Source organism: Calothrix rhizosoleniae SC01 (assembly GCF_900185595.1).
Classification (GTDB): Bacteria; Cyanobacteriota; Cyanobacteriia; order Cyanobacteriales; family Nostocaceae; genus Calothrix_A; species Calothrix_A rhizosoleniae.
In genome coordinates this window covers 46,309-55,025 of record NZ_FYBH01000240.1, presented here as the reverse complement: position 1 = coordinate 55,025, position 8,717 = coordinate 46,309, and the positions used below count along the sequence as shown (strand labels likewise).

Here is an 8,717-nt window from a genome sequence, read left to right as displayed (position 1 = left end):
ACCCTCTATAAATCTAATTGATAAATCATCTCCAGGGTCATTATCTGAATGAATTGCTTGTATTGGAAAAAACAAAGACTCTGTTCCGCCACCCGATAGATCCCAGCGATGGAAACCCAATAACCTTGGACTAGTCCACAATGAAGGCATTACGCTGGAAATACTTTCATCTTTTAGGGCTATTTGATTGCCATCAAAACTAAATGATTGAGGAAGTATGTTCTGTACTGGATTAAGATCTATTTCTCTAGTGAATGAAGTATATTGATTAACTAGCTCTTCACATACTTGAGAAACTTGACCTAAATAATAGAGTTGAATAAAGATCGCATTGCTTTTGATGAATGGAGCAAAAATAAATTTTTCCCTTTCTTTTAAAAGATCAAACTCATACCTCTTGACTCTAGGAGGAATGACCGGATTACCCGGATCAATAGTAGGTCTAAAATTGATCAGAGTATAAATAGCTCGATTTGATACTTGTTTTGGAGTCCATTTCCCTTCCTTATACTCACTCCATCCTAGTTTGATTTCCCAGAAAGATAAACTTTGACTTTGTTCAATCGTATTTTCGGCATTATTGCTTAGCTGAACTTTTTGTTGCAAAGGACTATCCCAATTTTTTCGCATGAATTGAGGAAAGAAAATAAATAACCTATTATTCCATATAACTGGTGTAATAAAGACTCCATTTTCTATAAGCCTTCCTTGTCTGTCTTCAATATCAATGCTAGGAATATCAACTTCAATTTTTTCCCAAGGATACCAATACTCATTATCAAATTCATAATAGCGGTAATAAAAGAAGTAAGGGGCATTACGTGTTCTACCTATAACATGGAGTTTTTGTGCATTACCTTTGCCTTCTATGAATTGCCCTACTACTTGAAGGTCTGCAACTTCATCAACTTGAACGATATATTTAGTCAAAGCACTTTTGACGGTATCCTGACTCACATCATTTTGGAGTAATTCAGATTCTAGTTCCTCAAAAAATGGACTTTTAACATCCCTTAGTTCTGGTCGTATCCAGTTTTCGGGATAAAGAAATACCTTGCGGTTGGCTTCCCAAACGCGATAACGGGACATCCATTCCCAACGCTGACGATCAAGAATTTCTGAACCAACCCCATGTTTTGCTTCTAATCCCAAGAAGCATCGCTGTACATAAAGCTGTACCGATGAGATCGCCTGTTTTATTCGTGAGGTTTCCATACAGGCATCCATTTGGACATCAATCAAAAAGAATTCAAATAAACTGTCTGCATCCCTTACACCCCAATCCAAAAGCACTGGCTGGGCTAATAGGTAGGCGATAAGAGCTTGTTTTTGATTTTCGCGCAATTGATCGTGTATGGGCTTAATGACTTCTTCATATTCTGTTTGGGTGCATCGTGCGCGAGTCGCTTCTCGAATGCTGCCTGCAATTTTACGGTTTGAGCCAAATTTAGAAGTAGGTTTACCCCATTGAAATAAAAGATCGAGATCGACACCAATCTTATGATAAATTTCTAAAGTAGCTTGCAGTTTTAGTAGATTTGTCTCGTCTCGAAAATGCTGAGGATGGCACAAGTTGAAATGCTTAGGTTTAATTAACTTTTCTACATGGCTGAATTCCCAGCCTGTTAAAGTACTGATTTGGACAGCTATTGATGCTTCTGTAACTGAATCCTCTTTTTGATGTGTCCAGCGAATAAATTCGAGCAAACTTAATTCTTTTGTGTTTAAGCTTTTGTGCAGCCGATAAAAAGCTTCTAGTCGCAACCACTGCGGGAAGCTTAATGTATTAAAATCTAATCCTGCAAAATTGTTACTAAATTCCAGCAAAAATTCTAGTTCTTCCAAAGTCATGTCAAAACCGCTTAAGAGCATGGCTGCTTTGTGCAGTTTTATATATGCTTTGTTGAAGGCTTCTGTTCTTAATGCTGGAAAAAGAACCTTATCTGAGATGTTGGTCTGTGGTTGGTCATTGAATTTCATCAATAAACCAATAATCTTTTCGGTTTCATCTTCGTCATAGCCTTGCAAAACAAAAGGATAGGCAATACCTGCTTTGAGAAATATTTCTCGGCTGCGGTAATAATTTATTTGTTCGTCATCAGTTCGTTCAGGTTCAGACCAAAGGGGTTGATTTCTGAAGGTTAGTGTTGCTTGTCCTTCTGCTTCTAATAAAAACCTATATTTTCCTTCTTTTTCTGGGACAAAATATCCTTGCCAAACTAATGTTTCTTCTTCTTCTAAAGAATCCTTTTGCTCTTTGAGACGAATGATTTCTTGGTATAAGACCTCATCATTTTCCGTTTTGATGACTTTCATCACCAACTTTTCTGTTAAGTCTTGATCTAGCCCTAAAGCGGAAGTCAATATTTGAGTTACCTGACGCTGGCGCAGTTGTTCTCTTAAATAAGGTAAGAAAGCACGCATCAGAAAAGCACGCTTTTCTATTGAGCTATCTTCTTGATTTTCGCTAGCAATAGTATCTTCTGCTAACAGAACTGCTTGGGCATTTTCTGCATCTTCAAGAAAAATAGATGAAAAAGTATCTTCAAAAAAGAGTATTGGCTGTGCCAGAATTTTATTTATTACGATGAGGAATTTTTCTCGGTCATCATCGTTTTCAATATTATCTGCTAAGGAAATAAGTCGTTCGCGATCACTTTCACTGAGGATTCCCGTAACTTGCAGTCCTTTAGTATCCCTAAATTGTACCCTTGCTAAAAAGGTTTGGAATTCTCCACCGGGTTCTTCTTCTTCTTTTTTCCTTTCTGCTTGTAAAAAAGCAATAATGTTATCGCCATCGCTGGCATTTAGCTTGGTACTATATTTCCTGCGGGTATTGTCTTCATATACAGTTGTTCCTTGAAGAAGACCAATAATTCGCTCTACAACACTTCCTTCATCAAAGAGCAAACTCAACTTGTTTCTTAACAATTCTTCAGTTACTTCCTCATCATCATTAATATCGGGATGATCTATTTCAATTTGCAAGAGCGTATGACGCAAATTTATTGCCAATTGGAATAGCTCACCAATGTCAGGACGAAGGGGTCTATTTAAATCGTCTTCATTTCTAATAATGTAATTTAGTTCCCTAACATCAAAACCAGAATTTTCTATACGGAAAAATAACTGGTAAAAATTAAGGGTTTTAGCTGGTTGACTAAAGGGATGAGCCTGATTCTTAATTAGCTCTAATAATGATGGTAATTGCTCTACTCGTATACCTAATGATTTGGCAAGCAGTATATGCCTATACAGGTGAGAAACATTTTCTAGAGTCAATTCATCTGCGATTCCAGCATAAGCCATGATTTTTTCTAGCATGGCACTACTTGCTTTCAATGCTGACATCAGTATAGGTAGATGATTGCTGAAAGTTTCTTCTTGAGTTAGATAAGTACCGAATTTTTCTTCCTGAAAGACCGGATCTACTGCTATTAAGTTGTATTTGAGGAATAATTGTTCGTAAAGAGAATTTTCTCCTTCTGTTCCAATAGATATCCAATAGGTCAGGAGTTTAGCAAGTTCGATCCCTGTGATTTCTTGTAATTTTTTGACTGCAACTAATTGCTCAATCAAATAAGGTGTGATGTCTTGTAATACTTTAGAAATAGGTTCTGGTTTGCAATTAACGTCTGGTATCTTAGCTGTAAAGTCATCTGCAATAGTACCAGGGAATAAGCCATTATCATCATCGATTCCTGGGGGATTAGGTGGGAAATCCTTTATAAGAGTATTTTGGGAACGAGTAATATCTTCATCAATTCTGAGGGGATTTAATTTTAATTGTTTTTTATTAGATGTAATAAATTTTAGGTTTTCTTCTCCTTCATCTTCTTCATCTTCTGGAAGCAATTTCGGAGAGAAACTAACAAAATCATCACTAGCTGTAAAATTAGATATTCCTTTAGGTGGATTCTTAACTGTTTCACCAACCCCAGTTATAGCTTGATCTACTTCTGCTATTGTCCAATCTAGTTTGCACCATAGCCGAATAAAACGGTGCATTCTATCGTATTCAGATGTTACTAAATCTGTCCCATCTAGATGCTTTAGTTGAGTTTTTGAAATATCACAATTTTCTTGATCACCCGTACAGACAATAAGTGGTTCATCAATAAGTATCAAGAAATTTCGTACTTTCCCTTTTTCCCCATTTTCTCCCTCGAAAGTACCTTGTACAGTTACTGTTTCCCAATCTGTACCGACAAAATCTCCTGATAAAATTCTTCCTAAAAGCTCCTCACCAAATTTTGAAAAATCTGGATCGGCTTCAATTAATTTTAATGCATCTAATATTATTTTACCTGAACTGGTTTCTAAGTATCCAACCCATACTTCTGGATAAATATTATATATTTGACAATCAGACTTGATAATTAGTACTATAGACTCTTCTATATGTAGATTTGACAATTGATTTGGATTGGAATTGTGATAGCGTATTGTTAGATTAATTTTCCCTTCAATACACTGACAAGAGACATCACTACTATTTTCTTCTAGGACAATCAGCTTCCCAATTTTGGCAAAGTATTTATAAACCCAACATTCTACATAAGCTTTATCAAATCGATTAGTGGAATCAGATACTAAATCTGCTTGCAAAAGTTTAACTAATTGTTGGTATTTTGCCTTTAAATCAGTTTGTTCGTTGTCAACCAAAGTTTGCAGATAACGATAGCTATATCTAATGCTATTCATATATGCCAGTGCTTTACCTGACAAATAATTAAGATTAATGTAACGGGTTTTTAATAGTTCAATCAGATCAATATACCGCATATTAACCCGACGCAGAAAACCAAGAATACCGGTATCTTGAGCAGGCTTAACCCACTTTAGTTCTTCTAGCATCTGATTCTCACTATTGATGCCATAGTAGTCCCAGGTGTCTTTTAAGCCAATTTTTTGCTCGTATTGCGATCGCGTTAAACTTGTTTCTTCCTTAAGTTCATACCATTCCTTGGTGTGAAAACCTTCTTTGGTAAGGATGACATATTCTTCCTCTACAAGATGGAGAAATTCGGCGGCGATCGCTCGATCTACGGACTGAATTTTTAACTCTTTCATCCGAGTTAAACGTTCGATTTCCGTATCACTGGCATTTTCTTCTGGCTTGTAATCAATATCCGCTCTAAATGTTTCAAAAAGCTCAACACGGCTTGTTCCCAAGAAGTTTAGGTATTGGCGGGTAGCGTCAATGGGTTGATGATAGGGAAGTTTACAAACTGGATAAACAGTATTCTTGAGAATTTTATACGCTTTATAATTCGTGTGTTGGGGTTCGGCTAATAACTCCCCACTGCTTTCATCAACAACATTATGAACTGCAATTTTTGCTTGTTTGGGTTTGTGGTTATCATCTTCATAATCTTCTAAGTTCACCACAAAACTTTCCATGACTTCATTCACTAAATCAATATAGGGAATGAGTGTATTAGTATTCTCACAAGTAAGTTGTAGTTTGCATAAATCGGGACGACGGCGGAAGAATTTTTGTAGTGGCGTTTTCTTAATTCCTTCTTCTCCAGCTTTATTATTTTCAGAATCTAGGTTATTGTTGCGTAGATATTGAAACAATTCAACTAAATAAGCGGCTGGACTATAAACTGAATTACAATGTTTACATTCGCATAAATCAACGCTACCAAAAAGTGTTTCAAAATTGATGGGAATATTTTTCTCACCAGCTATTTGATCGATAAGAGATTGACGGAAATTTACAGATTGTCCCCCATCTATCATATTGACTGATACACCTGTCACTGCTTGACGCAAAGCAACATAAGCATGTTCGTTTCTTACTGATATATCTTGAGCTTTGGCGTGAATGCTTTTGGCGACATCTACTCCACCTAAGCGATCGCTATATAAAGCTACAAAACGTTCTAAGGGAACTTCGTTAATCGCATAAGCTGAATCTAAGCCCACTTTCATTAATTTGGGTAAAGCTTCAGCTTTAGGACTTATGGCTGAAAGTCGCTGCATACTTTTGAGGCGATTAACGACTTTTACCCTATCTTCTGGTGCTATTTCGTTGAGTACTTCTGGTTGTTTGAGGACATTCAATACAGAGGTCTTTTGGAAATCCAGATCGGGGTTGGCTTCAAAGAATTTCAATAAGCCTTGACAAACATTTTCTTCTTCTTCCAATTCGCGATCGCGAACCATGCGGTGAATAACCGCAGTTGGTGCTTTGCGGAACAACCTATCCTGTAACCTGGTTGCGATTGTTTCCTTTTCCTCCTCGTTGCTGGTACTTTTGATTAATTCTTTGAGGTCTTCTTTTTTAGTATTCAGAGCAATTTCACGCAAGCTATGAGTGCGATTATTATCAACGAATGCTGTGACTAAATCTTCTCGATCTTCCATGACTTCGGCTAAGTCATCATTAAATGTCAGCCGTTGGATGCTTTCCTGGTCGAATTCTTCACTTTCTTCCAGACGAGCTTTAAGTTGCTTAAATTCTCCTTCCGTCTCGGTGAACATTTGTTCTATTTTTGCCTTGTGCTTTCCCTCAGCCATGCCTAAAGTCAAGTTTTTGAGGCGCATTTTCTTGCGAGATGAAAGCCGAGAGGGACTGCTTTGTTTGGGGGAAACAGTTTCTTGGAGGTCTTTGTTCTGAGGATTGGTAGGGCTATCAGTAGTTTGGTCTTGGGATTGTGTAGTTTTATTCTGATTTAATTTGAGTTCATCCCTTTCTCTTTCAATTCCCACTTCCATAACAAATGAAGAGGTAAAACCCTCAAGTCCATCTTCAGGAGGAACCTGCCGACCAGCACAGCGACAAACTGGTGTATACTCCACTACATCACCAGGATTGAAAGCAGGAAGAGAAGCTCGAAAGTATTGAACCCGGCGATCGCCTTTGTTGGGGACATATCGAGCCGTAATAACCTGAGTTTCGCCTTGATTGACTCGGTAACGAATTTCTATCCTGTTACTGGCATCTGCGGGGGAAACACCCACAGTCACAGAAATTTGCTTACCTGCTGAAACATTCTCCTGGGGTGCAGGGGCATCAGGAGTTCCGTACCACAAGGAAATGCCTTCATGCTCGCTCCGCATAGTTTGTCTGCTCCATAAAAATTACTCACAGTGCCCTAATATCAGGATCAATCTTTGTCCTTGGTTCTATTTAGCTACGAAGAGTAACACTGGATATTAACCCAATTGAATAGCCACAACCAAAGTCGAGATAGATCCATTTGATGTTCTTGGTTATCTTTTTTGTTTAGTTAGCCGGGAGACGGAGTTGAAGGAGTGCATTGTTCAGATTCTGTGAGAAATTCTAAACGGATCACTGAGGTTACATCATTGAGCAGCAAGCAAAAGCGTTTACAAAGACGGAAGCAATAATTTCCATCTTTGTCCTGATGGGTACATTCGGTAAATGTATCTTTGCTAACAACAAGATGCATTGTGTTGCCACCCCAAGATGCAAAAATGCCTGTTAACGGAGTCACCGTTCCAGTCCCAAAGTAAAGTGGATGTTTATCATAAGAGTACATTTCGTGCATATCAGGCATTTTGTCTGAAGAAGATTGGCTTGAACTATGCCCGTAAGGCATTTCTGTCAGTAAGTTGACAAAAGTGTCATAAGGACGAATCAGTGTATTGGCTAGAGGGCGAAAAAAATTAGTAAAGGGTACATAATGTAGGATTAGAAAAAAAGGCCCATAATGAGAGTGATCGAGTCCTTCACCACTCTGTAGTGCGCCATAGGCCTCGTGAATTTTAGCAGTGCCATTTTCTGCCCAATTTGGTTGATTTGGGTTAGAGTTAACACTGGGCACTTGAATAATTTGAATGTCAGGATTGGCACCTTCAGCTTCAGGAGCTTGTAATAGTCCTAAGCGAGCGCGTTGATTGTTTTTGCTATAAGATTTGGCAACAACTTTCCTATCCCGGAATAAGGGATCTTGCTCTCCACCTACTCCGTCAATTGCTGATTGCCCTTTAAAAATTACAGCATCACATCCACGCTCAAGAAGGTTAGCTGCACGGACTGCTAATGCTCTACCTTTACCAATTTTTCCTTCCAATGAAACCTGCTGAGGAGTTAAGGTAAATGAAACACATAGCTCAACCAAAGGGGTAGTTTCAAATTCTTCAATTGCTAACAATCGTTCTCGATCGACGGTTTTAACAAATATATTTTCGGAAGGTACGGTTAATGCATCTTCAGAATCTGGCATCATCAGGGGAAGAATTTTTGTGGCAATGCTAATACGTTTACATTCTTCATGAACTGAGTGATCTATGTCATCCCAAATTGTCTTATCCCAAGGAAGTTGATTACAGTTTCTTTGGTTAATATCCATTTATAATTCTCCTTTTTTTAGTTTTTTAGTTTTGAGGATGTTGGGTTTCGTTGCCTTAACCCAACCTACAAGATCGAGCGAGCGCACTGCCCAAGAGTACGGTATCAGAAGGAACAGTCTTCGCTCCAGGGGCAGGGTAAAGGGGTAAGTATTTGGCTGCGACTTTTGTGCGCTTACATTCATCGTGAACAGCCATATCGATTTGTTTCCAATGTTCTTCAGTCCAAGGGAGTTGGTTTTTGTTTCTAGTTTCCATATCCATTGTTGGTTGAGTCTCCTTTTTGAGTGGGTTTTATGTTAAGAAAAATTTGGTTTATTCGACTTCATTTTTTGTATCTTGTGCCATATTTGAATCGCGATTATTATAGATAGCTATCCTGATTGATCAGC

The 8,717-nt window shown here is 38.1% G+C and carries 3 protein-coding genes; all 3 read right to left on the bottom strand.

The annotated features are described in order from the left end of the window. Window positions 1-7,071 (bottom strand): neuraminidase-like domain-containing protein (locus tag CALSC_RS14395; RefSeq protein ID WP_200817636.1); only part of this gene is annotated, 7,071 nt, incomplete at its 3' end. 170 nt (window positions 7,072-7,241) lie between these two features. Continuing rightward, the gene (locus CALSC_RS14390; RefSeq protein WP_088242014.1) at window positions 7,242-8,327 is read right to left on the bottom strand and encodes a hypothetical protein; all 1,086 of its coding nucleotides are present in this window, start codon (window positions 8,325-8,327) and stop codon (window positions 7,242-7,244) included. A gap of 55 nt (window positions 8,328-8,382) precedes the next feature. Next, window positions 8,383-8,589 (bottom strand): hypothetical protein, encoded by a 207-nt coding sequence (locus CALSC_RS14385; RefSeq protein ID WP_088242013.1) that lies wholly within the window; start codon window positions 8,587-8,589, stop codon window positions 8,383-8,385. Between the last annotated feature and the right edge of the window lie 128 nt (window positions 8,590-8,717).

What these genes read in the sequence shown, in the direction of transcription:
- CALSC_RS14390 (WP_088242014.1), bottom strand. Translation starts at nt 8,327, where the DNA reads ATGGATATTAACCAAAGAAACTGTAATCAACTTCCTTGGGATAAGACA.
- CALSC_RS14385 (WP_088242013.1), bottom strand. Translation starts at nt 8,589, where the DNA reads ATGGATATGGAAACTAGAAACAAAAACCAACTCCCTTGGACTGAAGAA.